We start from the raw sequence: 982 nt of genomic DNA, 5'->3' as shown, positions 1-982 counted from the left end.
CGCCGGGGCGGACGACGTCCGTTCCGGGCCATCGACCCCGGCGGGGATCCGGGCCGGTACCCCGGCCGGGGCGGATTCCGGCGCCGCTCCTGCCCAGCCCGGCCGGGAGCCGACCGCGGAGGAGGTCGACGCCATCGCCCGGGCGATCTTCGCCAGTCCCCTGGTCGCCGCTGTTCCGCAGGGGCGCCTTCAGGTGACCTCCATCAGGATCTCCACCGGCTCGCCGGACTGGGCGTTCGTCGCGCTCCGACCGCGTGAACACGACCTCGATCCAGCCGTTGCCGTGCTGCGCTGGAACGTCGGCGGTGGCTGGGTACTCGACCAGGTTGGTACGGCTCAGGTCGGCGTGGGCCGGGTCCCGGTGTCGGTGAGCGACGAATTCGATCTCGATAACGGACGGTAGGGAGTGTCGGCCCTTCCGCGTGGCCGGATACCGTTGTGAGGGTGTCCATACCGGCGGACGGCTCTGACGTTCCCACCACCCTGGCCGGGTGGTTGCGCAGCCTGCCGGACAACGCTGTGACCCGGTTGCTCACCCTGCGGCCGGATCTGGCCACACCGCCCCCGCCAGACTTCGACATCCTCGGTGCCCGTCTGGAGATCCGGGTGAGCGTCACCCGCGCGCTCGAGCGGCTCGACGTCTTCACCCTCGAGGTCTGTGAGGCGTTGACGCTGCTCCCGTCGTCGGTGAGCGCGGCACAGCTGTCGACGTTCTGCGGGGACGTGGACGTGCTACCAGCCCTGGCGACACTGCGTGAACGTGGGTTGGTGTGGGGGGACGACTCGGCCGTTGTGCTCGTCGGCATGGCCCGTGACCTGCTGGGCGAGCGTCCGCTCGGGCTCGGTCGGCCGTTGCACGCATGCCTGAGCGGTCATCGGCACACCCATCTGGCTCGCCTCGCCACGGCTGTCGGAGTCGGCCTGCAGCGTGACCGGGGTGCGGCCACCCGGGCGGCTCTTCTTGAGGAGCTGACCACCGTGC

General features: G+C 71.0%; 2 pseudogenes. Both read left to right on the top strand.

The features are described 5' to 3' along the window. Positions 1 to 403, top strand: a pseudogene (locus DD1DGNOD_RS27545) (hypothetical protein); the annotation flags it as partial. A gap of 35 nt (positions 404 to 438) precedes the next feature. After that, a pseudogene (locus DD1DGNOD_RS30355) lies at positions 439 to 982 on the top strand (hypothetical protein); the annotation flags it as partial.

It is taken from the genome of Candidatus Protofrankia californiensis (assembly GCF_900634765.1).
Taxonomy (GTDB): Bacteria; Actinomycetota; Actinomycetes; order Frankiales; family Frankiaceae; genus Protofrankia; species Protofrankia californiensis.
The sequence above is the reverse complement of the archived record's forward strand: the minus strand, read 5'-3'. Positions and strand labels throughout refer to the sequence as shown.